Genomic DNA, 23,405 nt, shown 5'->3' with positions numbered 1-23,405 from the left:
GGCCAGCGCCAGCGCGGGGGCCGCGCCATCCACCGCCAGCGCGCAGTCGGCGCCAGCTGCCAGGGCGGCCAGGGAAAAGCCGCCCACATGGGAAAAGACATCCAGCACCCGCGCCCCACGCGCCAGCCCGGCGACAACGGCATGGTTGGGCCGCTGGTCATAGAACAGGCCGGTCTTCTGTCCGCCCATCAGGTCGGCCATGTAGGTGGCGCCGTTCATGGGCACCGGCACCGGGCCATCCGGGGCCGCGCCATGGACCAGGGCCATCTCTTCGGGCAGCCCCTCAAGGCCGCGCGCCCGGCCCGTGCCGTTCTTGATGACCCCCGACAGGCCGGTTTCCGCGACCAGCGCAGCAACAAGCCTGTCCAGATGCGCCTCGGCCCAGGCGGCATTGGGCTGCACCACGGCCAGATCGCCGAAGCGGTCGATCACCACCCCGGGAAACCCGTCAGCCTCGGCATGGACAAGGCGATAGTAAGGCGCCTCGAACAGGGTCTCGCGCAGGGCCAGCGCCCGCTTGAGGCGGCGCATCAGCCAGTCGTGATCCAGGGCCGCGCCAGGGTCGCGGTCCAGCACCCGCGCGGCGATGCGCGAGCCGGGATTGACCGTCACCAGCGCCAGATCCTCCCGGCCCGCGTCCTGCAAAACGGCCAGCGCGCCGGGGGCCAGCGCCTTGGTACGCCGGTCGAGGACCAGCTCATTGGCATAGACCCAGGGAAATCCGTGCCGGATCGCCTGGGGTTTCGCCTTGGGAAGAAGCCGGACACGCGGCAAGGAGGACTGCGACATGGCAGCCCTCCTAGCGGGTTCCCCGATCCCGGGAAAGGGGCGGCGGGCCTGCGCGGGCGGGTCCAGGACCGGTCCTTTCAACACCGACCGGCCCGACCGCTCGCCGCACTCCCGCCGGCAGGGCGCTTGTTAGCGCTAACCCGCTGTGCTAACATCTGGTATCGGCAAAGTCCGTTTAACCGAGAGGCCCCCCATGAGCGTTCAGAAGTCCTTGCAGGATGTCACCGACCGGATCATCGCCCGCAGCGCGCCGACCCGCCGCGACTATCTCGATCGCATGGCCGCCGCCGCCGCCGAAGGCCCGCGCCGGGCGCATCTGTCCTGCGGCAACCAGGCCCATGCCTATGCCGCCATGGGCGACGACAAGGCATCGCTGACCGACGAGCGCCGCGCCAACCTCGGCATCGTCACCGCCTACAACGACATGCTTTCGGCGCATCAGCCCTTTGAACATTTCCCCGACAAGATTCGCGCCGCCGCACGCGCCGCGGGGGGCACCGCGCAGGTCGCCGGCGGGGTGCCGGCCATGTGCGACGGCGTTACCCAGGGACAGACGGGGATGGAACTGTCGCTGTTCTCGCGCGACGTGATCGCGCTGGCCGCCGCTGTGGGGCTGTCGCACAACACCTTCGACGGCGCGCTTTACATGGGGGTCTGCGACAAGATCGTGCCGGGCCTGGTCATGGCCGCGGCCACCTTCGGCTATATCCCCGCCGTTTTCGTACCCGCCGGCCCGATGACCAGCGGCCTGCCCAACGACGAGAAATCCAAGGTGCGCCAGAAGTTCGCCACCGGCGAGATCGGCCGCGACGCGTTGATGAAGGCCGAAATGGAGAGCTATCACGGCCCGGGGACCTGCACCTTCTACGGCACCGCCAACACCAACCAGATGCTGATGGAAGTCATGGGGCTGCACCTGCCAGGCGCCAGCTTCGTCAACCCCGGCACGCCGATGCGCGACGCGATGACGGCGGCGGCCACGGAACGGGCGCTCGGCATCACCGCGCTGGGCAACGACTTCCGGCCAGTCAGTGACATTCTCGACGAAAAGGCCTTCGTCAATGGCATGGTCGGGCTGATGGCCACGGGCGGCTCGACCAACCTGGTGCTGCACCTGCCGGCCATGGCGCGGGCGGCGGGCATCGTGCTGGACCTGCAGGATTTCGCGGATATCTCGGCGATGACGCCGCTGATGGCCAAGGTCTATCCCAACGGGCTGGCCGACGTGAACCATTTCCACGCCGCGGGCGGTCTGCAATACATGATCGGGCAGTTGCTCGACGCGGGCCTGCTGCACGAGGACGTCAAGACCGTGGCCGGGGACGGGCTGGCGCTCTATACTCGCGACCCCAAGCTCGACGGCGACAAGATCACCTATGCCGATGGCCCCGCCGAAACCGGCAACGACCGTATCCTGCGGCCCTGTTCCGACCCCTTCCAGCCCAGCGGCGGGCTGGTCCAGTTGGAAGGCGACCTGGGCCGGGCGGTCATCAAGGTCTCGGCCGTGGCCGAAGACCGGCAGGTGATCGAGGCCCCGGTGCGCGTCTTCCACGACCAGAACCAGGTCAAGGCCGCCTTCAAGGCCGGCGAGATCACCGAGGACACGATCATTGTCGTCCGGTTCCAGGGGCCGCGGTCCAACGGGATGCCCGAATTGCACGGGCTGACACCGGTGCTGTCGATCCTGCAGGATCGCGGGCTGCGCGTCGCCCTTGTCACCGACGGGCGCATGTCCGGGGCCTCGGGCAAGGTGCCTGCGGCCATTCACGTGGCCCCCGAGGCCGCGCGCGGCGGGCCGATCGCGCTTCTGCGCGACGGCGACCTGCTGCGTCTGGACGCGACCGCCGGGCGGCTGGACTGCCTGAGCAACCTCGAGGGTCGTGAACCCGCCGAGGCGGACCTGACCGGCAATGGCAACGGCGTCGGCCGCGAGCTGTTCGAGAGCTTCCGCCAGACCTGCGGGCTTGCGACCGAGGGCGCCTCGGTCATCCTCTGATCCCTTCACCGAAAGACACTCGCATGACCCCCGAACACGCCTCCGAGTTGACCGCCAAGGTCTGCACCCTCGCCCCCGTGGTGCCGGTGCTGGTGCTGGAGGACGCCAGTCCTGCCGCCGATCTGGCCGCCGCGCTGATCAAGGGCGGATTGCCCGCGCTGGAAGTCACCCTGCGCACCCCCGCCGCGCTGGACGTGATCCGGGAAATGGCCCGCGTCGAGGGTGGCGTGGTCGGCGCGGGCACGCTGCTGACCCCCGACGACGTGGAGGCCGCGAAAGAGGCCGGGGCGACCTTCGGCGTCTCGCCCGGCGCCACCGACAGGCTGCTGGACGCCTGCGAAGCCAACGACCTGCCGCTGCTGCCCGGCGCCGCCACGGCCTCCGAGGCCATGGCCCTGCTGGAGCGCGGCTACAGCGTGCAGAAGTTCTTTCCCGCCGAGGCCAATGGCGGGGCCAAGGCGCTCAAGGCCATCGGTGCGCCGATCCCGCAGGTGCGGTTCTGCCCCACCGGCGGCGTCAGCCTGGCCAATGCCGCCGACTACCTGTCGCTTGCCAACACGCTCTGCGTGGGCGGCAGCTGGGTCACCCCCGGCGAACTGGTCAAGGCCCGCGACTGGGCCGGGATCACCGCCCTTGCCGCCGAGGCGGCGGCGCTGCCGCGCTACAGTTAGGGGCCGGTGAGGGTTCCTGCATCGGCATTGCGCCGAGAGCAGAGTTTGCAGAATCGCTGGTCGCGAACCGCTCGGCCCGATGGTCTGCACCATCCTCGCCGCCATTCGCCGACTGCGAACGACACCGCTGTGCGCGTGACCGCACTCCAGACCCAAACTGAACGAAACAGCCGCAACAGGTCTGTCCGAGGCGCTGAAAACGCCTCAAAACGAAGACGATAACCCCCTCGCATGGCCTGAAACACCTACAACCGAAGGTCTGCGCCAGCCCGAGAGAGGTCCGGCGAGTGGAAATGCTTGACTGTACGGCCTCGTCCGGCGATCTCTCCGTCGTGCCGCAGGCCAATTGGAGATGTCGATTGGGAAGTGTTGGCTTAAGGGGGAAACGGATGTCTATAGTCACCGGGGCAACGCTTCGCCTTCCACCCGAGGTTGGACGCCGTGATTTCAATGTCCCCGAAGCGGCGCGTTCCGCTGCGTTTGCTGCGGCCTACGATCGAGAAACGCTCTTCTATGACGCCTTCGCCACGGGGCGGGGCGTAATGCTGGTTGGCCCGTCACTACGCAACTTGTGCCCGGCACTTAAGGCTGCGGCAATTGCGTGCGACGGTATCCCCAGCAAAATCCGCAAGATCACCTCTCGGCGGCGGTCAGATGAGGTTCTGCTCAGCGCGCCTAAAGACCCCAAAATCCTCTCTCTAAAAATGGATAAGTTCACTGCAGACCTTTCGCTGAGTGCTTGCGAAGAAAGCACTTTCGCAGGTCTCAATTGCAGCGTGATCTTCAACAAGAACAACGACCCAGCCTGGATCGGTGACTTTGCGCGGTTTCACAAACGGCACCAAGATCTTGAGGGGTTGCTTGTCGTCGACAATGGATCAGACGCCTATCCGTTGGAGGCCATCGCGTCAGAGCTTGACACCGCCGGCCTGACGGCCTTCAGGGTTCTTTCCATTCCAGCAAAGTGGGGCGGTCTTGCCATCGGGTCGCATAAAAATGATGCCCTCTTTTTCCAGACCGCCGCTCTTAATATTGCCCGCATGCGATTTTTGTCTCGCGCGCGCGCAGTCCTTGTATGTGACCTGGATGAACTGGTGCTTCCAAATACGAGGGGTCGTAATGTCTTCGACCTCGCGCGGAGAAGATTTTGGGGGTTTACGCCAATTCGGGGGCGCAATTGCTACCCGGTGAACGGTACGGAAGAGCGTCGGCGCCATGGTGATCACAGGCTCCGGGACCCGAAACAGGGTCTCGACTCAACAAAGTACTGCATTAATCCGCGCGGCATCCTCCGCGGTGTCGGTTGGGATATCCACAAACCCGACTTCGTCTCTGTCGACAAGGCGATGGATCACCGCGGTATGGAGTTTGCACACTGCGTCGCAATTACGAACGGATGGAAGCGGGATGGCAGCATTGGCCACAGGGAACTCGTAGAAGACCCCGCCCTTACAAACGCAATGGCCGACGCGTTTGGCGAGACTTTACCGCAATAGTTTCCACCTAAGTCGCCCGCAGCGCCGTCTCACGCTACATCTTCGTCGGCGCGCAGGCCCTGGTTATTGAAAGCGCTTCCAGGCCTTCTGAAACGAGTCCGAGATATTTTCCCAAGCGTCCTGAATGCCCTTTTGCATGTCATCCCATGCCGCGTCTGTCGCGGACTGAGCTTCCTTCATCTTGGCATGGGCCTCGTCGCGCTGCTTGCGCATTTCGGCCAGCTGCGCCTCGTATTTCGCCTTGGTCTCCTCCTCGGCGTCCTTGGCTTGGGCCTGAAGTTTGTCGATTTCGGCGTTCCACTCGTCGAGCTTTGCCTTCATCTTTTCCACGTAATCGTCACGGTTCATCTGCCTATGCACCTTTTCTGCAAGCGATTGGTTGTGCCCTTCCCATCAACAATGTGATCAGTCGCGGACGCCGATTCAAGGCCTCAGACAGACAGACGCCCTGTCGCCCGTGCAACGACTCAGCTCAACCGCGCCTTGCGGCCGCCGCGGCGCCTGACCCCCTCGGCACTGCTCAGCCCCTCGCGCAGGACGTCCGTCATTGGGTGGCCCTCTTGCCCGTGGCGCGACAGCAGCACGGGGATCGCCGTGCCCGGCGCCACCTCGCCAAGGCTCAGCGCCCAGTCGAGAAAGATCGTCCGGCATTCCTCGGCGCTGATCCCCTCGATCCGGTAGGCCTCGTAGATCAGCCCCTTGGGGTCATTTTCGTCAACGGGTCTCATGGCCCTCTCCCAGTGTCTCGGTGATGGTCTTGGCAGCGGCCTCTGCCGCCGCGCGGATCTGCCTGGCCAGCGCCGCCACGCTCTCCGCCCCGGTTTCGCGCAGGATCATGGCGCGGCCACCTGCGCCCAGGGCATCGGGGTCGGTCGCGCCCCCGCCCAGCAGTTTGCCGCTGGCCTGCAAGGCCCAGAACAGATCGGCGGCCCTGGCCAGACAGGCGGCGGGATCAGCCCCGATCACCCCCGCCGAGACGGCCTCGTCCAACTGCTCGGTCGTGGCATGGGCGGTGCTGCCCGCCAGTAACGCCAGTGCCTGGCCGGCCAGTTCCACGTCCTGCAAGCGGCCCGGGCCGATCTTGGCGTCCCAGGGCCCCTCGGGCGGCTTGGCCGCGGCGATCCTGTCACGCATGTGGGCCACCTCGCCGCGCACCGCGTCGCCGCCGGCCTTGGCCGCCAGCACCCGGGCCCGGCTGGCCTCGACATCGGCGCCAAGGTCGGGCGGCCCCGCCACCACCCGCGCGCGGGTCAGCGCCAGGTGCTCCCAGGTCCAGGCCTCGTCCATCTGGTAGCGCTCGAAGGCGGCAAAGGCCGTGGCCACCGGCCCCTGCCGGCCCGAAGGGCGCAGGCGCATGTCCACCTCGTAGAGCTTGCCCTCGGCCATCGGCGCCGACAGGGCCGTCACCAGCGCCTGGGTCAGCCGCGCGTAATAAGCCCGCACCGAGAGCGGCTTGCACCCCTCCGAAGCCTCCTGCCCCGCGCCGTCGTAGATCACGATCAGGTCCAGGTCCGATTGCGCATGAATGCGCCCGGCCCCCAGCGAGCCCATGCCCAGCACCACCGCCCCACGCCCCGGCGGGGGCCCGTGTTTCTCGGCGAACTGCGCCGCCACGCGCGGGTAAAGCCCGGCGATCACCGCCTCGGCAAGATCGGCGTATTGCCGCCCGGCCTCGCCCGCGTCGATCAGCCCGCGCAGATGATGCACGCCGATGCGGAAATGCCATTCCTTGGCCCAGCGGCGGGTCGCGTCCAGCTGCGCCTCGTAGTCGTCGGCCCGGTCGAGGGTCTTTTCCAGCCCCTCGGTCAGCGCCGCGCAGCCCGGCCAGGCCTCGAAGAAGGTGCCGCCGATCACCGCGTCCAGCACGCTTGAATTGCGACCCAGGTACTGCGCCAGCGCCGGGGCGGTCGCGGCGATGTCCACGATCAGCCGGGTCAGCTGGGGATTGGCCTCGAAGAGCGAAAACAGCTGCACACCCGCCGGCAGCCCCCGCAGGAAGCCATCGAAGGCCAGCAGCGCCTCCTCGGGTTTGGCGGCCTCTTGCAGGCGGGCCAGCAGCATCGGTTTCAACCGGTTGAAGATCTCCACCGCCCGGTCCGAACGCAGCGCGGGATAGGTCAGCCAGCGTTCGGTGATCTCTTCGCCGAACTCGGGCGCGGCGGCGGTGGGTTCCGTGGGCGCGAAAAAGCCCTCGGTCATCTCGTGGACCTCTTCCAGCCGGTCGGTGAGCGTCGCCCTCAGGCTGTCGCTATCGGTGCCGCAGAAAGCGGCGAGGCGGTCGAACTCGTCGTCCGTCTGCGGCAGGTCATGGGTCTGGGCGTCGCGCAGCATCTGCACGCGATGCTCGATCTCGCGATGGGCGCGATAATGGGCGGTCAGCGTCTGTGCATCGGCCTCGGGCACCCAGCCCGCACGCGCCAGCGCCGCCAGCCCCTCGCCCGTGCCGCGCAGCCGCAGGCTCTCGTCGCGGCCCCCGGCGATCAGCTGGCGGGTCTGGGTGAAGAACTCGATCTCGCGGATACCGCCCCGGCCCAGCTTCATGTTGTGCCCCGGCAGGGTGATCGGCCCGCCCAGCCCCTTGTGGGCGCGGATGCGCAGACGCATGTCGTGGGCATCCTGGATGGCGGCGAAATCCAGGTGCTTGCGCCATACGAAGGGGCGCAGCGTGTCGAGGAACCGCGCGCCCGCCGCGATGTCGCCCGCCGCCGCGCGCGCCTTGATATAGGCGGCGCGTTCCCAGGTGCGCCCGACGCTTTCGTAATAGCGTTCGGCGGCTTCCATGGACAGGCAGACCGGCGTGACGCTGGCATCGGGCCGCAGGCGCAGGTCGGTGCGAAAGACATAGCCCTCGGCGGTGGTCTCGCCGATGAGCGCGCACATGCGGCGCGTCACCTTGATGAAGCCCGCGCGCGCCTCGTGGTAGGCATCCGGGTCGAAGCGGGTCTCGTCGAACAGGCAGATCAGGTCGATGTCGCTGGAATAGTTCAGCTCATGGGCGCCGCCCTTGCCCATGGCCAGGGCAACCATGCCGCCGGCCGTCCCGGCATCCTCGGGCCCAAGCCCCGGCAGCTTGCCGCGCGCGATCTCGGCGGCGACCAGCCGCTTGAGCGCGGTGTCCACCGCCATGTCGGCCAGCCGCGTCAGCGCGCCGGTCACATCCTCCAGCGCCCAGACCCCGGCAAGGTCGGCCAGCCCCGCCAGCAGGGCGACGCGCCGCTTGGCCTGGCGCAGTCCACTGCCCAGTTTCGGCAAGTCCAGCGCAGCTTTTTCGGCGAGTTCGGCCTCCAGCGCCGCCTCGGGGTCGGCCAGCGCGGGCGCCAGCCAGTCGGCCTCCTTGCGCATGAGGTCCAGCAGGTAGGGGCTGCACCCGGCCGCCCCGTCGATCACCTCGGCCACCTCAGGCGGCTGATCGGGGAACAGGGCACGGCCGTCGGCGCCGTGGTCGGCCTCGAAGGGGCGCGGGGCCCGGGTGATGCGCGCGGCAAAGCTCATGGCACCGGCGGCCCCTCGGGCGTGTCCTGGCTGAAGGTGTTTTCCCAGCCCGTCCCCGCGCGCCGCCAGATCGAGGAGACGCGCATCGCCTCCCAACCGGTCTGCCCGGCCCGTCGGAACCGGGCATGATAGGTCAGCAGCGCGTGGTCGTCGCCCATGGGCCGCGCCCGCTCTTGCGACAGTTCATAGGCGGCGACGGTCGGGCCGGTGGCCAGCCCGGCGATCAGATCCTCGCGCCCGGCGCCACCGTCGGGGTAGAGGCCCTCGAAATCCTCGGCCAGGGCGGCGCGCAGGGTCCGCGCATCGCCCGCCGCCAGCGCCGCCCAGACGCCGCGCTCCATGGCCATCACCTCGTCGAACAGATCAGACATGCCCTTGCGCCCCGCCTCCGGATTGCTAGCCTCGCTGCGACGCTAGAGAGGGTGCACGACATGAGCAAGAGCCTGAACCGCGTGAAAGCCGCCCTGCAGGCGGCGGGACTGGACGCCGACCCGCTGGAGATGGCCGAAGGCACCCGCACCGCGGAACAGGCCGCCGCGGCGGCGGGCTGCGCGCTCGATCAGATCTGCAAGTCGATCATCTTTCAGGGCCACGAGAGCGGCGATTGCATCCTGTTCCTGACCGGCGGCGGCAACCGGGTGGCGGCGGGCAAGGCCGCCCGGGTGGCGGGCGAGGCGCTGGACCGCGCCGACGCCGCGGCGGTGCGCGCCCAGACGGGCTTTGCCATCGGCGGCGTGGCCCCCATCGGGCACCTGCACCCGATCCGCGCCTTCTGGGACCCGCGCCTGTCGGATTTTGCAGAAATCTGGGCCGCCGCGGGCACGCCGCGGCATGTCTTTGCGATCGCACCCGACCGGCTGCGCCCCCTGGCACAGGCGCAAGTCGCTGATTTCACGGCCTGAAACGCGCTCGGCAGGAAAAATGTAAAAAACCTTCACATTCCCTCTTGCAGCGGGGTGGTGCCCTGCCCATCTGTTGTAATGTGAAAAGCCTTCACATGCCATAGACCAACCCTTGGAGCAGATATGTCCACCTCGACCACCAATCTTGACGACGCCGCGCCCCAGCCACATGCAATACGGGCAGGCAACTGGTTCACCCGGGCCGAGGCCTGGCTCGATAACCGGGGCAAGGGCGCCTGGATCGCCGCCATGGTGCTGGGCTTCATCTTTGCCTGGCCCCTCGGCCTCGCCCTTCTTGCCTACATGATATGGAGCAAACGCATGTTTTCCGGAAACTGCGCCACCCGGCGCACCCGCCAAAGCTATCGCGCCGCCACCACGTCCAGCGGCAACGCGGCCTTCGACGCCTACAAGCAGGACACGCTGCGCCGCCTGGAAGAGGAACAGCAACAGTTCGAGCACTTCCTCCAGCGCCTGCGCGAGGCCAAGGACAAGGCCGAGTTCGACCAGTTCATGCAAGACCGCAGCAAGCGCCGCGACGACACACCCGGCGAAGACGCCGCCGCGATCTGATCGCCCGCGCCCCGGCCGCCCGGAAATCCCCTCGGGCGGCCGCCCCACCCCGCACGGAGACCCCATGACACGGACCCTTGCCCATAGCCCCGGCCATCCCGACCCGGACCGCCTGCCCGAATTCTATCGCGGCGTGCCCGGCAAGCGCGTGATCGCCTGGCTGCTCGACTGGGTCGTCGCCAGCGTGATCTCGGCGCTGCTGCTGCCGCTGACCTTCTTTCTGGGGCTCTTCGTCTTTCCCGTCATGGTCGCGGTGGTCGGTTTCTTCTACCGCTGGTCCACGCTGGCGGGCGGATCGGCCACCTGGGGGATGCGCCTCATGGCGGTCGAGCTGCGCGACACCGAGGGCCTGCGCCTGGACGGGCGCACCTCCTTCTTGCATGTCGCCTTGCAATACGGGCTGCTGATCGTCTGGCCGGGGCTTCTGGGCTCGGGCGTCGTCACGCTGATGACGCCCAAGCGCCAGGGGCTGCACGACCTCGTGCTGGGCACAGTGGCGCTCAACCGCACGCTGTGACAAAGGCTGCAACACGGGCTTGGCGTCCCGGCCCGGCGTTGCTAGGCTCTGCCAAGGATCTTGCCCACCGTTGCACGAGAAAGCCCGATGCGCCACTCGCTTCCCATTGCGCCGCAGTTCTACGTGACCGCCCCGCAACCCTGCCCCTATCTGCCGGGCCGGATGGAGCGCAAGCTGTTCACGGCGCTGCAGGGCGAGAACGCGGAAAAGCTGAACAACACGCTGTCCAAACAGGGCTTTCGCCGCTCGCAGAACGTGCTGTATCGCCCTTCCTGCGCGGAATGCACCGCCTGCATGTCGGCGCGTATCCGCGTGGCCGACTTCCGCCCCTCGCGCAGCCAGCGCCGGGTCTGGAACCGCAATACCCACCTGCGGCGCCGCGCCTCCTCGCCCTGGGCGACCGAGGATCAATACGCGCTCTTCCGCCGCTACCTCGACAGCCGCCACGCCGACGGCGGCATGGCGGACATGGACCTGTTCGAGTTCGCGGCCATGATCGAGGAAACGCCGGTCCGCACCCGGCTGATCGAATACACCGACCGCACCGCGGCGCGCGATCCCGACGACAGCGGTCTGCGCGCGGTCAGCCTGACCGACATGCTCGATGACGGGCTGAGCATGGTCTATTCCTTTTTCGAGCCCGCCCTGGCGCGGCAGTCGTTGGGCACGCATCTGATCCTTGACCATGTCCAGATCGCCCGTGAACTGGGCCTGCCCTATGTCTACCTTGGCTATTGGGTGCCCGGCTCCGACAAGATGGGCTACAAGGCGCGCTTCTCGGCGGTGGAAATCCATCGCCAGGGCCAGTGGGAAGACCTGGGCAACCCCGAGGACTACGTCTCGGAGACGCATCCGCTGGAGGTCGACCCCATTGCCGAACAGGTGGCCCGGATCACCCTGCCGGACGGCGAACGCTGAAACCCCGACATCGCGGTCAGGGCACGCCTGCCTGGCCCCAGATGCGAAAGGGGCGCCCGCAGGCGCCCCTTCGTTGTCGTCCCCCCGGGCCTTAGCCCAGCAGGTTCGGCACGATGGTGACCACCTGCGGGAACCACCACAGCAGCAGCAGCCCGACCACCTGGATCAGCACGAAGGGAATGATGCCGCGGTAGATGTGCATGGTCGTCACCTCCTTTGGTGCTACCCCGCGCAGGTAGAACAGCGCAAAGCCGAATGGCGGCGTCAGGAAGGAGGTCTGCAGGTTCACCGCGATCATGATCGTCACCCACTTGGGGTCGAAATACGAGCCGTAGATCACCGGCCCGACGATGGGGATCACGATGTAGATGATTTCCAGGAAATCCAGCACGAAGCCCAGCACGAAGAGCACCAGCATCACGATCAGGAAAGCCGTCGCCGGGTTGTCGAAGCTGCGCAGGAACTGCTGGATGTAGTGTTCCCCGCCGAAGGAAATGACCACCAGGTTGAGCAGCTGCGACCCGATCAGGATGGTGAAGACCATCGAAGTGACCTTGGCGGTCTCGCGCACCACGGGGCTGAGCACCCTGGACCGTAGCAGCACCCAGCAGGCGTAAAGCAGCCCGAAGAGCGCGAACAGGAAGGCCGCCATGGCCACAAAGAAGGCGATCCAGTTTTCCAGCGACAGGTCGGCCTGGCCGATGCGCATGTCGAAGTTGACCCCAACCAGCAGCATCAGAATCACCGCCCCCGTGGTCAGCAGGATCAGCCGGCCGGAGCGCTCCTGTTCCTGCAGCTTGCGATAGGCGGCCAGCATGATCGCCCCGGCCGCGCCCAGCCCAGCGGCGGGGGTCGGGTTGGTGACGCCGCCCAGGATCGAGCCCAGAACGGCGATGATCAACACCAGCGGCGGAAAGACCACGCGCAGCAGCTCGTTGCGCGACAACCGGGCGAAGGCATGCCAGAGCCCGTACCCCGCCAGCAGCAGCGGCAAGGCGATGATCAGCGTGGTGGTGCCCGGCGTGGTCGTCGGCCCGATCAGCAGGATGTCGGCCAGCAGCATCAGCCCCAGACCGGCCCCACCGGCGATCAGCGGCCTTGCATCGGCCGACGGGGCAACGCCCCGTGCCGTCGTCAGTATCAGCGCCAGCAGCAGCGCACCGACGGCGATCCCTGTGCCGATGGGCGGTGCATCGGCGATGGCCTGGTCCACGCGCGCGGCGCGCTCGGCGTCGCTCAGCTCGCGCGCCTCGGCCACGCCGCCGCTTTCCTCGATGGCCTTCTGTTCGGCCACGGCCGCATCCCAGGCCTCTTGCCCGTGCAGCTCGATCATCGAGGCCTGGCATTCCTCAGAGACGTTGGTACGCAGGCTCGCAGTCTGGCCGGCGTCGGTGAAACTGTCCACGACCACCGACTGGCCGCCCACGACACTGAGGTTCATCAGGAACACGAAGGCGACGATCAGCCCGCCGGGCACCGCCAGGAACCAGGTCAGCCCCTCGTTGCGGGTGATGATCTCGTGGCTGGAGTGGCCCAGTTCGACGGGCGGCGCGTTGCGCGGGTTGAGCAGGGCATAGCCAAAGGCATAGGCGGCATAGAGAAAGGCCAGCATGATGCCCGGCAGCAGCGCCGCCTGGAACAGCGTGCCGACCGAGACCACCGCCGGTTCGCCCAGGTAGGTCAGCGCGTCGGTGCAGCCGGCCAGTTGCGCCCGTTCCTCCTGCGCGGCCGAATAAAGGTCGCCGGCCAGCGTGCCCAGCAGGACGATCACGATCGAGGGCGGGATGATCTGGCCCAGCGTCCCGCTGGCCGAGATCACGCCCGTGGCCAGCTCCTTGGAATAGCCCGCGCGCAGCATCGTCGGCAGCGACAGCAGGCCCATGGTGACGACCGTCGCGCCGACGATGCCGGTGGAGGCGGCCAGGAAGGCCCCCACGACCACCACCGAAACCGCCAGCCCACCGGGCAGCGGGCCGAAGACGCGGCTCATGGTGCGCAGCAGGTCGTCGGCGATCTTGGACCGTTCGAGCGTGATCCCCATCATCACGAACATCACGACCGCCAGCAGCGTCTCGATGGACTGTCCCGCCAGAACCCGCTCGTTCATGCGGTTGACCACAAAGGAAATGTTGCGGTCCAGCGCCCGTTCCCAGCCGCCTGGAAACAGGCTTTCGGCAACCCGCGGCAGGTCCGGATATCGGAAGATCGAGATCGAATCGGGCCGCACTCCTTCGGCGATCAGGGCCGCGTAGGCTTGGGACCCGGTGTCGATCGCCTGATGGATCAGCAGGCCGCCCGAATCCAGCGCCGCGATGATCGCGAAGGACACCACCCCCGAACCGCCGATCGCGAAAGCCACCGGGAACCCGGAAAGAATGCCTGCAAAGAGGCAAAGAAAGACGATGATCAGGCCGATCTCGACGCCATCAAGTCCGAAAAGCATGTGTTCCTGCCCCTATTGCCTAGTGCGTGCCTTCATAGGCTTCTTCGCCCGCGCCAAGACTGTCCTTGTCGAGGTATTTCCCCGCGCTCTCCTCGCCCTCGACCCATTCCAGCCAGGACCGGTAGAAGAAGGCGACCGCCTGGATCAGCACCAGCGCCGTGAAGGCCACCAGCAGCACCTTGAACAGGAAGTAGGCGTTGAAACCGTTGGGCGAGAAGCTGATCGTCTCGACGTTCCAGCGCACCGCCCTGGCCTTGAGCAGCGTCCGGTCCAGCGTGTCGCCGGCATTGGGCTTGGGCGTGATCAGGTGACGCCAGAGGAAATACCAGCCGTACATCCAGATCAGCACCGCGGCGGGCACCATGAAGATCAGCGACCCGAACATGTCGATGATGCGCTTGGCGCGGTGGCCGACGGCGGCATAGATCAGATCCACCCGAACGTGGCCGCCCTGCACGAAGGTGTAGGTGACACAAAGCGTGACGATCATGGCGTTGTAAAGCTTGAGGCTTTCGGCCCACCAGCTCACGTCGAAGCTGGGCAGGCCGAAGCCGGGAATTTCGGCGACCGCGAAGACCCGCTGCATGAAGATGATGACCACCTGGATCAGCACCATGAGCAGACCCGCCCAGGCGAAAGTCCGGCCCACCTTGTTGGCGAAGCCTTCCAGCACGCGCACAGTGGCCCACATGAATCCGCGGCGGGTGAAGCCGACGGCGGTGAGGATCAGGAACAGCGTGAAGACCGCGAAGAAGAACTCGGTCGAGCCGCCGTAATAGACGACACGCATCAACGCCTCTTTGTCCTCGGTGGTGTTGGTCCAGGTCAGCCAGTCCAGCCAGACCCCGGGATGCGTGACCGCAAAGAGGATATTGTAGATCGATTCCAGGATGTTGCCGATGACCCAGAGCAGGGCATCGACCAGGGCGCCCAGCGTGGTCTCGGCCGGGGCGATCGGATCGGCCCCTTCGGCGGCGTTGCCCTGCAACCGTTCCACCCAGCGTGTGAACCCGTTATCATAGGATGACCAGAACCCGGCCTGCGCGGCGTCCTCTTCCATGTCCCCTGCCCTCGGTTGTCAGATCTGGGACCTCCGCCCGGCACAGCGGGCGAAGGCCGGACCCCGCGCGTACGGCGGGGTCCGGTGCGCACGCCCCGCGGGGCGATGCTCTTAGATGCCCATGATGCGGTTACGTTGCTCGGCGTAGGCAGCCTCGGACCGGCTGATCCACTCGGCCGAGCTTTCCAACGAAGCATAGTAGCTCTCGTGGCACTCGGCGTAGAGGTCGTCGTCCATGTTCTCGGCGACAACTTCCTCGGCGGCCGCGCCGAAGGCATCCCAGATGCTGTCAGGGAATTCCAGAATCTGGACCCCGCCGGACTGCAGACGCTGCAGCGCCGCCGAGTTGTTCGCCATGAACAGCGACATGGTCCAGAGATTGCTGGCCGCCGTGGCGTTCTCGATGACGGCCTGCTGGGCCGGGGTCAGGCTTTCGTAGACCTCGAGGTTCATGGTCAGGTTCAGGTTCGGGCCGGGCTCGTGGAAACCGGCGGTGTAGTAGAACTTGGTGATTTCCTGGAAACCGGCCTTTTCGTCGGCCCAGGGGCCGATCCACTCGGTGCCGTCGATGGCCCCCGAGGCCAGTGCCTGGTAAACTTCGGCACCCGGCAGGTTCTGAACCGAGGCCCCCAGCTTGCCCAGCACCTGGCCACCCTGGCCCGGCATGCGGAACTTGAGGCCCTGGAAATCCTCGGGGCCGTTCATTTCCTTGGCGAACCAGCCCCCGGACTGCGGGCCGGTGTTGCCCGCCGGGAAGGCCTTCAGGCCAAAGATCGGATAAAGCTGGTCGGCCAGTTCACGACCGCCGTCGTGATAGAACCAGTTCGAGTATTCCATGAAGTTCATGCCGAACGGGATCTGCGAGAAGAACGACAGCGCCGGGTGCTGGCCCAGGAAGTAGTAGTCGACGCCGTGATACATGTCGGCCTGACCGGCCGAGACCGCGTCGAAAACCTCGAAGGCGCCAACCAGTTCGCCCGCGGCCTGGAGCTCGACAGTCAGCTGGCCGTCGCTCATCGCGGTGATCGCGTCGGCGCAATACTGGGCACTGTCATGCACCCCCGCCAGGCCGCGGCCCCAGGTGGTCACGAGCGTGAGCGTGCGCTTGCCCTGCGCATAGGCCGGTGCGGCCAGCGTGCCGGTCGCAGCCGCAGCGGCACCGCCAACGGCCCCCTTTGTCAGAAAAGAACGACGATCCATGTTGGTCCTCCCAAGTTTGTTCACCCAGCCCTCTCCCGGGGCCTGGGCAGATCGTTTGACGTTCCAGAACACTAGCCACAGGACGCGCTTGACGAAACACCCAATGCCACGGAGCAAAGCCATTTTGTAAGAAAATCTTACCGGAGATAGCGCTAAACACGACCCAGACCCCTCTCCCGGTCCCACCCTGACACCCTGGCAGCGCCGCGAATCTGACGTATCGAATCGCCAGGTCGAGATGGGCAATGACGATGCGGCTACGGCTGAGCTGCGGGCACAAGCTGGTCCTGCGGGCCAAGGTGCCGCTCGTGATCTCGGTGGCGGTGATTTTGGTCGTCGTGGCAAACCAGTCGCGCCCGACGACGAAAGAGCTGGAGGTCACGCGCATCTTCGCGGCGACGCTTTATGGCCGGGACAGCTATTGCTTCGACAACGACGGCACCACCTTGTCGCGCCACGCCCGCGCCGGGTCGGTCTCGGTGCAGTTGCGCGGCCACCGTTAAGGGGTCACCATGCGCGTCGCCGACCGGCACAGGACAAGTCCCCGAACATCCCGGTGCGCAGGGTGGAACCCCACAGCACGGCCCCCAAGCGCAAGCTGCGACCCACCCCGCCGGGCTGAGCCGCTAGGCGGTGGAACACGGCGTCCTGCAGGCACGGACCGCGTTACCGGTGGAAACGGGGGCCGCCCGCGCGGACGGCCCCTCTCAAATCAGGTGGCAGCGCCTCAGAGGCCCGCCGCCGCGCGGATCTGCTCGATCACGTCCGGAACCATGTCCGGATCCTCGGCCGCCTGCTCGACGGCGGAGGTCAGCGTCTGCTTGACCGCGGGGTCGAGATCGGATGTCTCGACCCACTCGGTGACCGCCTCGGCATCGAAGCTCTCGGCGTCCAGCAGGCTGGCGATATCGCCGCCCTCTGCCGCCTCGGCCGCGGTGTCCGCGTCCCCGGTCACGCCGTCGGTTGCCTCGGCCGTGGTTTCGCCAGCCTCATCCGTCGCGGCCTCGGTGCCATCGGACGCGCCATCTGCGGTCTCGGTCGCGCCGTCCGTGGCCCCGTCAACGGCGCCAGCGGTCGATTCGGCGGCGTCATCGGCCATGTCCGTGGCGCTTTCGACGGTGTCTTCGGCTGTCTCGGCCGCGTCATCGGCCACATCGGTGGCGGCCGCGGTGCCGTCCTCGGCCATCTCGGTGGCGGTCTCGGTCGCCTCGCCGGCCGTATCCGCGGCGTCCCCGGCCACGTCGCCGGCGGCTCCCGTGGCCCCCTCGACGGCATCGGAGACCGCCGCGCCCGCGTCCTCAGCGGCGCCGCTCACGGTATCCGCGGCCCCCTTTGCCGCGTCGGCGACCCCTTCTGCAGCCTCGGACGCGCCATCAGTGACATCCTGCACGGCCTCGTCCACGGCCGTCGCGGCATCCTCGGCCATGTCCGACGCGCCCTCGGCGGTGCCGTCAGCGGTTTCCGCAGCACTCTCGGCCATGTCGTTGGCCGCCGTCGCGGCCTCTTCGGCCTGACCCGTCAGGACGGCATAGGCCTCGGCAGGGGTCCGGTCGTTGGCCGCATACTGGTAGCCGAAGAAGCCCAGCCCGGCGACAACGACGATGATGATGATCGCACGCATTGTGTCAGTCCTTTCAGAAAACAGTGCATCGGCCCCAAAAGCGGACCTCCGGTCGGTATATCCCACGCCCGGAGCGTCTTGGAAAGCCGTAAGCGCAGTGGCCGCGTGCCGGTGTAAAAAACAACGCGGTCATCGGGCGAATGGGGCCTTGAACGCCGGCAGGGGCGCGTTTACCGTGAAAAACCGAAAGTTAGTGACACAAGGACAAGACCCATAGCTCGCAGACCTCACAACGCGCCGCCCACGCGCGACACCGGCCCCCGCGTCAACGATCGCATCCGGGCTCCTGAAATTCGGCTGATCGGCCCCACCGGCGAGAATGTCGGCGTCGTCAGCCCCGACCGGGCCATGACCCTGGCCGGCGAGGTCGGCCTCGACCTTGTCGAGATCTCGCCCAATGCCACGCCCCCGGTCTGCAAGATCATGGACTTCGGCAAGTACAAGTACGAACAGCAGAAGCGGGAATCCGAGGCCAAGAAGAAACAGAAGGTTATCGAGGTCAAAGAGGTCAAGTTCCGGCCCAATACCGACGAACATGACTATACCGTCAAGATGAAGAACGTGACCCGGTTCCTCGACAATGGCGACAAGGTCAAGGTGACGCTGCGGTTCCGTGGCCGCGAGATGGCCCACCAGAACCTGGGCCGCGAACTGCTGGAACGGGTGGCCGAGGACGTCAAGGACCTGGGCAAGGTCGAGAACATGCCCAAGATGGAAGGCCGCCAGATGGTCATGATGATCGGGCCGCTGCCCCAGAAGGGGTGAGGCCCGGACAGCCACGACTTCAGGGAATGGGCCTCTCCGCAGTGGGGAGGCCCTTGTCATGTCAGCGGCGCGTCGTCACCCCGTTTTCGGCTCTTCACCGCTGCCGCTGTCCTCATCCGGCGCGAAGACCTTGCGGCTCAACTCGACCATCTTGCCGGTCTCCTTGGTGTAGTCCTCGACGGCGGCCTGCAGGAATTCCGACTGGATCTTCTGCACGTCCTGCGGGGATTTCGCCTGCAGCATCTGCTGCTGAAACGCCACGTCGCGGGCCACGCGCTCGGACACGAACTGCAGCCATTCGCGGCCCATCTCCGACATGGCCTCCATCCAGCCCGTGCCCATGGCGTTCATCCCGCCAAGGCCCATGGTCTGCCACTGGGCCATCATCGCTTGCATCTGACCCATTGGATCATCCGTGCCCTGGGCCTTCGATGTGTCTTTCTTCTTGGTCATGGTGCACCTCCTTTGGGCCGAGTCTGGCATATCTGCCCGCCAGGGTCATTGATTCCGCTCAAACCGTCACGCAGCCGTGACGGCCCGTCCGGTCAGCACCTTCGCCAAGTGCGCGCGATAGTCGCCCGACCCGTGCAGATCGCTGATCATGCCATCGCCCGACAGGCTCAGCCCCGAGATCGCCTCGGCCGAGAAGTTGTCGGACAGCGCCGCTTCCGCCTCGGTCCAGCGGAACACGCCGCCTTCCGAGGCCCCGGTCACGGCGACGCGCACGCCATCGGCGTATTTCGCCACGAAAACGCCGGTCAGCGCGAAACGCGAGGCCGGTTGGTCGAACTTCTCGTAATGGGCCTTCTCGGGCACCGGGAAACGCACTTCGGTGATGATCTCGCCATCGTCGAGGGCGGTGGTGAACATGCCCTGGAAATAGTCGTCCGCCGCGATCTCGCGCGCGTTGGTGATGATCCGCGCCCCCGAGCCCAGCGCCGCCGCCGGATAGCAGGCCGAGGGATCGTTGTTGGCCAGGCTGCCGCCGATCGTGCCGCGATTGCGCACCGCCGGGTCGCCGATGTTCGCCGCAAGCGCGGCCAGCGCCGGGTAGTCCCCCGCCTGGGCCGCCACGATCGCATGGGTCGTCGCCCCGCCGATGCAGAGCGCGCCATCGTCGGATGTGCAGACCCCCTGCATCTCGGGGATCGCGGTCAGACTCACCAGCCGTTCGGGCATGGCCAGCCGCTGTTTCAGCGTCGGGATCAGGGTCTGGCCGCCGCCCAGCGGCTGGCTTTCCTCCGTCTCCGACAGCAGCTTGACCGCATCGCCGATCCGCTTGGGCCGTTCAAGGTCGAATGCATACATCGGGGGCCTCCTCAGGTGTTGATGGCCGACCAGACGCGCGCGGGCGTCAGCGGCATGTCGATATGGGTCACATGGGCATGGCCGCCCGCGTGCAGCGCGTCGATCACGGCATTGACGACCGAGGGCGGGCTGCCGATGGCACCCGCCTCGCCGCAGCCCTTCACGCCCAACGGGTTGTGGGTGCAGGGCGTCTGACAGGAATGATCGACGCTGTAGAAGGGCACGTCATCGGCGCGCGGCATGGCGTAATCCATGTAGCTGGCCGAGATCAGCTGCCCGTCGGCGTCGTAGGTCGTCTGTTCCAGCAGCGCCTGCCCGATCCCCTGCGCCAGCCCGCCATGGACCTGGCCCGTCACGATCATCGGGTTGATGACATTGCCGAAATCATCCGCGGCGGCGAACCGCTCGATCGTCACCTTGCCGGTCTCGGGGTCCACCTCGACCTCGCAGGCATAGGCCCCCGAGGGGTAGGTGAAGTTCGCCGGATCGTAAAAGGCGGTTTCCTCCAGCCCCGGCTCGACCTCCTCCAGCGGGAAATCATGCGGGATATAGGCCTTGAGCGCCACGTCGCCGAAGCCAACGGATTTGTCCGTGCCCGCCACGCTGAACTGCCCGTCGGTGAACTCGATATCCGCCTCCGAGGCCTCCAGCATATGCGCCGCGATCTTCTTGCCCTTCTTGATGATCTTGTCCGTGGCGCGCACCACAGCCGAGCCGCAGACCGCCAGAGAGCGCGACCCGTAGGTGCCCATTCCGAAGGGAATTTTCGACGTGTCCCCATGGACGATCTCGATGCTGGCCTCATCGACGCCCAGCATGTCGGCCACCACCTGCGGAAAGGCGGTCTCGTGCCCCTGCCCGTGGCTGTGCGCGCCGACCATGACGGCGATATTGCCGGTGGCGTTCACCCGCACGGTGGCGGCATCGTAAAGCCCCACGCGCGACCCGAGCACACCGACAAGGTTCGAGGGCGCGATGCCGCAGGCCTCGATATAGGTGTTCACGCCCAGCCCGCGCAGCTTGCCGCGTGCTGCACTGTCGCGGCGGCGCGCCTCGAAGCCGTCACGGTCGATCATCTCTTCAAGCTTGTCGACCAGCGCGCCGTAATCGCCGGTATCGTATTCGAGACCGGCGGCGCTGGTGAAGGGGAACTGGTCGGGCTTTACGAAGTTGCGGCGGCGGATTTCCAGCGGGTCGATCCCCAGCTCGCGCGCGGCCATGTCGATGACGCGTTCCAGCGAATATGTCGCCTCGGGCCGGCCGGCCCCGCGATAGGCATCCACCGGCGCGGTATTGGTAAAGACCGCCCTGACGTTCACATAGACATTCGGGACGGCATAGTTGCCCGCCATCAGCGTACCATGCAGGAAGGTCGGCGTCGCGGTCGAGAAGTTCGACAGATAGGCGCCGACATTGGCCATGGTCTCGGTGCGGAAGGCCAGGAAGGTGCCGTCCGTGTCACAGGCCAGTTCGATCCTGGTGACGTGGTCGCGGCCATGGGCATCGCTCAGGAAACTCTCGGAGCGGCTCGCCGTCCAGCGCACGGGGCGGCCGATCTTCTTGGCGGCGGCCAGCACCAGCGCCTCTTCGCCGTAGTGATAGATCTTCGAGCCGAAGCCCCCGCCCACATCCGGGGCAACCACCTTGAGCTTGTTCTCCGGGATGCCCAGCACGAAGGCCGAGATCAGCAGCCGCGTCAGGTGCGGGTTCTGCGACGTGGTGTAAAGCGTGTAATCCCCTGTTCCGGGGTCGTAATCGGCCATCGAGGCGCGCGGTTCCATGGCGTTGGGCACCAGCCGGTTGTTGACCAGTTCCAGCGTGGTGACATGCGGCGCGTTCTTGATCACCGCGTCGGTGGCGGCGCGGTTATCCTCGATCCAACCCCAGTCGAAGCACTGGTTGGTGCCGATCTCGTCATGAACCAGAGGCGAACCGTCCTCCAGCGCCTGGCCCATGTCCACGACGGCGGGTTCCTCGTCGATCTCGGCGACGATGGCCTCGGCAGCGTCGCGGGCCTGCTCCTCGGTCTCGGCCACCACGGCGGCATAGGCATCGCCCACGTGGCGCACCTTGCCATGGGCCAGGACCGGGCGCTTTGGTTCCTTCATCGGTTCGCCATCGCGGCTGTTGATCTGCCAGCCGGCGGGATTGCCGCCCACATCGACGAAATCCGCCCCGGTGAAGACGGCCAGAACACCGGGCATCGCCGCGGCCTCCGTGGTGTCGATGGACCGGATGACCCCGTTGGCCACCTGGCTGCGGACAAAGACCGCGTGGGTCTGGCCCTGCAGGACGATATCGTCGGTATACTTGCCGCGTCCGGTCAGGAACCGGATGTCTTCGCGGCGCGCCGAACTGGCGCCAACTCCATGATCTTTGGGCATCTCTATCTCCTCCCTCACGGCGCAGGCGCCTCTCCTCAAACCCCTGCGCCAATGAACCGTCCAGAAAATTCCTATTCGGCGGCCACGGCGCTCACGTCCTGGCCGGACGCGGCCATGATCGCCTTGACTATGTTGTGGTACCCAGTGCAGCGGCAGATATTGCCCTCCAGATGGTCGCGGATCTCGGCCTCGGTGGGCTTGGGCGTCTCCTCCAGAAGCGCTGCCGCCGTCATCACCATGCCCGGGGTGCAAAAGCCGCATTGCAGCCCGTGATGATCCTGAAAGGCCTGCTGGATCACCGTCAGCCCGCCGTCGGCGGTGCCCATGCCCTCGATCGTGGTCACCTCGGCGCCCTCGGCCTCGGCGGCGAACATGGTGCAGGATTTCACCGCCTTGCCGTCGACATGCACCACGCAGGCGCCGCACTGGCTGGTGTCGCAGCCGATATGCGTGCCCGTCAGGCGCAGGTCCTCGCGCAGGTAATCCGACAGCAGGGTCCGCCCCTCGACCTCTCCGGTCACGGGTTTTCCGTTCACCGTCATCGTGACCTGTGTCATGCCAATCCTCCCTTGGTCAGTCTGGCACCAGTCAAGCACGATGGCCCTGCCCTTGGGAAGCCCGAGTTTGCCGGTCCACCCGGATCGGTCGCTTATCGCCCGGCGCGCCTCAGCCCGCCCGGGGGCGGCCACGGTCCGGGCTTTCCTTGAGCAGGCCGCCCAGGCCCATCTCCGCGATCTCGTCCGGGCCCACGGACAGCCCGCAGGCCACCCGGTCCAGCACCCAGTCTGCCCCGTTCATCGCCGGGCTGCGCGCGCATCCGGGCAGGCCGATCACCGGGCGGTCGTCCAGCGCGCCCAGAAACAGCAGGTTGCCGGGGTCCACCGGCATGCCGAAATGCGTGACCGTTCCGCCCGCACGGCACAGCCCCTCGGGCGCGGTGTCGCGGATATCCGAGGTGGCCGAGGCTGTCAGGATCAGCACCAGCTGCCCCGGTGCGGCGGCGATGGCGCGGGCGATCTCACCGGCCTCGTGGGCCACCACGACCCGCGGCGACAGCGCCAGGCCCAGCGCATCGAGCCGGGCGCGCATGGCCCGGCGACCCTTGTCGGGCGGGGCGGCGGCCCCCACGCGAGTCTCGATCAGTGTGGCGGTCTCGATCACCGGGCGCGCCAGACGCAGCGCGCTTCGCCCGGCGGCTTCGGCGCGGGCCACGGCGGCCTCGGCCACCCCGTAGGAGATGACCTTGACCGTGGCGACCATGTCTCCGGCC

General features: G+C 66.9%; 22 protein-coding genes and 1 pseudogene. 9 read left to right on the top strand and 14 right to left on the bottom strand.

The annotated features are described in order from the left end of the window. On the bottom strand, positions 1-789 hold a 789-nt coding region (locus tag ACH107_RS16850; RefSeq protein ID WP_412506828.1), incomplete at its 3' end, for a class I SAM-dependent rRNA methyltransferase. 193 nt (positions 790-982) lie between these two features. Between ACH107_RS16850 and edd the strand changes: the two genes are divergently transcribed. The 3 genes from edd (at position 983) to ACH107_RS16835 (ending at position 4,952) form a co-directional block, all read left to right on the top strand. Beyond that, positions 983-2,785: a phosphogluconate dehydratase gene (edd, locus tag ACH107_RS16845; protein WP_310690263.1), complete on the top strand. Its 1,803-nt coding sequence runs from the start codon at positions 983-985 to the stop codon at positions 2,783-2,785. Positions 2,786-2,808: 23 nt separating this feature from the next. Beyond that, on the top strand, positions 2,809-3,456 hold the full coding sequence (gene eda, locus ACH107_RS16840; protein WP_310690262.1) for a bifunctional 4-hydroxy-2-oxoglutarate aldolase/2-dehydro-3-deoxy-phosphogluconate aldolase: 648 nt from the start codon (positions 2,809-2,811) through the stop codon (positions 3,454-3,456). A 389-nt stretch (positions 3,457-3,845) separates the two neighbouring features. Further along, positions 3,846-4,952 (top strand): hypothetical protein, encoded by a 1,107-nt coding sequence (locus ACH107_RS16835; RefSeq protein ID WP_412506827.1) that lies wholly within the window; start codon positions 3,846-3,848, stop codon positions 4,950-4,952. A gap of 63 nt (positions 4,953-5,015) precedes the next feature. Here the strand turns inward: ACH107_RS16835 and ACH107_RS16830 are convergent, their stop codons facing one another. From ACH107_RS16830 to ACH107_RS16815, 4 genes are all read right to left on the bottom strand, one after another. Next, complete coding sequence (locus tag ACH107_RS16830; RefSeq protein WP_310690260.1) at positions 5,016-5,300, bottom strand: hypothetical protein; 285 nt, start codon at positions 5,298-5,300, stop codon at positions 5,016-5,018. A 119-nt stretch (positions 5,301-5,419) separates the two neighbouring features. Next, positions 5,420-5,680 (bottom strand): hypothetical protein, encoded by a 261-nt coding sequence (locus ACH107_RS16825; RefSeq protein ID WP_412506826.1) that lies wholly within the window; start codon positions 5,678-5,680, stop codon positions 5,420-5,422. Continuing rightward, positions 5,667-8,444, bottom strand: a complete 2,778-nt coding sequence (locus tag ACH107_RS16820; protein ID WP_310690258.1) for a glutamine-synthetase adenylyltransferase — start codon at positions 8,442-8,444, stop codon at positions 5,667-5,669. The genes ACH107_RS16825 and ACH107_RS16820 overlap by 14 nt, the downstream gene beginning before the upstream one ends. Then, on the bottom strand, positions 8,441-8,815 hold the full coding sequence (locus ACH107_RS16815) for a nuclear transport factor 2 family protein (RefSeq protein ID WP_310690257.1): 375 nt from the start codon (positions 8,813-8,815) through the stop codon (positions 8,441-8,443). Before ACH107_RS16815 ends, ACH107_RS16820 begins: the two co-directional genes overlap by 4 nt. A 60-nt stretch (positions 8,816-8,875) precedes the next feature. Here ACH107_RS16815 and ACH107_RS16810 point away from each other — a divergent pair, with 60 nt between their 5' ends. The 4 genes from ACH107_RS16810 (at position 8,876) to ACH107_RS16795 (ending at position 11,354) form a co-directional block, all read left to right on the top strand. Beyond that, the gene (locus ACH107_RS16810; RefSeq protein ID WP_310690256.1) at positions 8,876-9,346 is read left to right on the top strand and encodes a YbaK/EbsC family protein; all 471 of its coding nucleotides are present in this window, start codon (positions 8,876-8,878) and stop codon (positions 9,344-9,346) included. Between the two features lie 123 nt (positions 9,347-9,469). Continuing rightward, entirely contained in the window at positions 9,470-9,919 is a 450-nt protein-coding gene (locus ACH107_RS16805) for a DUF2852 domain-containing protein (RefSeq protein ID WP_310690255.1), read from the top strand. A gap of 64 nt (positions 9,920-9,983) precedes the next feature. Beyond that, positions 9,984-10,436, top strand: coding sequence for an RDD family protein (locus ACH107_RS16800; RefSeq protein WP_412506825.1), 453 nt, complete (start codon positions 9,984-9,986; stop codon positions 10,434-10,436). 87 nt (positions 10,437-10,523) lie between these two features. Then, a complete protein-coding gene (locus tag ACH107_RS16795; protein ID WP_310690253.1) occupies positions 10,524-11,354 on the top strand; it encodes an arginyltransferase in 831 nt (276 codons plus the stop codon). A 91-nt stretch (positions 11,355-11,445) separates the two neighbouring features. On the opposite strand, the gene ACH107_RS16790 is transcribed toward ACH107_RS16795, so the two are convergent. The 3 genes from ACH107_RS16790 to ACH107_RS16780 form a co-directional block, all read right to left on the bottom strand. Further along, positions 11,446-13,797, bottom strand: a complete 2,352-nt coding sequence (locus ACH107_RS16790; protein WP_412506824.1) for a TRAP transporter large permease — start codon at positions 13,795-13,797, stop codon at positions 11,446-11,448. 19 nt (positions 13,798-13,816) lie between these two features. Continuing rightward, entirely contained in the window at positions 13,817-14,857 is a 1,041-nt protein-coding gene (locus ACH107_RS16785) for a TRAP transporter small permease subunit (RefSeq protein ID WP_310690251.1), read from the bottom strand. Positions 14,858-14,968: 111 nt separating this feature from the next. Further along, positions 14,969-16,057 (bottom strand): TRAP transporter substrate-binding protein, encoded by a 1,089-nt coding sequence (locus ACH107_RS16780; protein ID WP_310690250.1) that lies wholly within the window; start codon positions 16,055-16,057, stop codon positions 14,969-14,971. 245 nt (positions 16,058-16,302) lie between these two features. Between ACH107_RS16780 and ACH107_RS16775 the strand changes: the two genes are divergently transcribed. After that, the gene (locus tag ACH107_RS16775; RefSeq protein WP_310690249.1) at positions 16,303-16,560 is read left to right on the top strand and encodes a hypothetical protein; all 258 of its coding nucleotides are present in this window, start codon (positions 16,303-16,305) and stop codon (positions 16,558-16,560) included. A 224-nt stretch (positions 16,561-16,784) separates the two neighbouring features. On the opposite strand, the gene ACH107_RS16770 is transcribed toward ACH107_RS16775, so the two are convergent. Further along, positions 16,785-17,678 carry a hypothetical protein gene (locus ACH107_RS16770; RefSeq protein WP_310690248.1) on the bottom strand — a complete coding sequence of 298 codons (894 nt, stop codon included), beginning with the start codon at positions 17,676-17,678 and terminating at the stop codon, positions 16,785-16,787. Positions 17,679-17,891: 213 nt separating this feature from the next. Between ACH107_RS16770 and infC the strand changes: the two genes are divergently transcribed. Then, positions 17,892-18,443, top strand: a complete 552-nt coding sequence (gene infC, locus ACH107_RS16765) for a translation initiation factor IF-3 (protein ID WP_412506829.1) — start codon at positions 17,892-17,894, stop codon at positions 18,441-18,443. Between the two features lie 75 nt (positions 18,444-18,518). Here infC and ACH107_RS16760 read toward each other — a convergent pair whose 3' ends face one another. From ACH107_RS16760 to ACH107_RS16740, 5 genes and pseudogenes are all read right to left on the bottom strand, one after another. Next, a complete protein-coding gene (locus ACH107_RS16760) occupies positions 18,519-18,896 on the bottom strand; it encodes a phasin family protein (protein ID WP_412506823.1) in 378 nt (125 codons plus the stop codon). A 66-nt stretch (positions 18,897-18,962) separates the two neighbouring features. After that, positions 18,963-19,751, bottom strand: coding sequence for an FAD binding domain-containing protein (locus tag ACH107_RS16755; RefSeq protein WP_412506822.1), 789 nt, complete (start codon positions 19,749-19,751; stop codon positions 18,963-18,965). 11 nt (positions 19,752-19,762) lie between these two features. Further along, positions 19,763-22,135, bottom strand: a complete 2,373-nt coding sequence (locus ACH107_RS16750; protein ID WP_412506821.1) for a xanthine dehydrogenase family protein molybdopterin-binding subunit — start codon at positions 22,133-22,135, stop codon at positions 19,763-19,765. Between the two features lie 71 nt (positions 22,136-22,206). Continuing rightward, complete coding sequence (locus tag ACH107_RS16745) at positions 22,207-22,692, bottom strand: (2Fe-2S)-binding protein (protein WP_310690244.1); 486 nt, start codon at positions 22,690-22,692, stop codon at positions 22,207-22,209. A 109-nt stretch (positions 22,693-22,801) separates the two neighbouring features. Further along, positions 22,802-23,405: pseudogene (locus tag ACH107_RS16740) on the bottom strand (molybdopterin biosynthesis protein); the annotation flags it as partial.

It is taken from the genome of Roseovarius halophilus (ex Wu et al. 2025) (assembly GCF_047086965.1).
The sequence above is the reverse complement of the archived record's forward strand: the minus strand, read 5'-3'. Positions and strand labels throughout refer to the sequence as shown.